This is a genomic window from Curtobacterium sp. 22159, from assembly GCF_052045775.1.
Classification (GTDB): Bacteria; Actinomycetota; Actinomycetes; order Actinomycetales; family Microbacteriaceae; genus Curtobacterium.
Window position 1 is genome coordinate 1 of the sequence record NZ_JBQEPN010000026.1, and the last position, 481, is coordinate 481.

At 67.8% G+C, this 481-nt stretch carries 1 pseudogene; it reads right to left on the minus strand.

The window, feature by feature from the left end:
- A pseudogene (locus tag ACTJKO_RS17425) lies at positions 1-481 on the minus strand (MFS transporter); the annotation flags it as partial.

Below are 481 nucleotides of genomic sequence, written 5' to 3' on the forward strand. Positions count from 1 at the left end.
GATGGTCAGCATGGCGCCGAACATCGCGAAGCCGACGAGGAAGCCGATGACCGTCGCCATCGAGAACGTGCCCGAGCGGAACAGCTTGAGCGGGATGATCGCCGCGTCGCCCATCTTCGACTCGATGAGCAGCAGCCCGATCAGCCCCACGACACCGACGACGTAGCAGGCGATGGCGCCCGGCGAGCCCCAACCCCACGTGCGGCCCTGTTCGGCGACGAGCAGCAGCGGCACGAGCGTCACGATGACCGCGGTCGCACCCCACCAGTCGACCTTCGGCTTCGCGGTGTCCCCGCCGTGCACCTTCGGGAGGTGCAGGAAGACGATGACCATCACCAGTGCGGCGATGCCGATCGGGACGTTGATGAGGAGCACCCAGCGCCACCCGGTGATCCAGAGGATCTCGGAGGTGCCGGCGAGCAGGCCGCCGATGAGCGGGCCGATCACCGAGGAGATGCCGAACACGGCGAGGAAGTAGCCC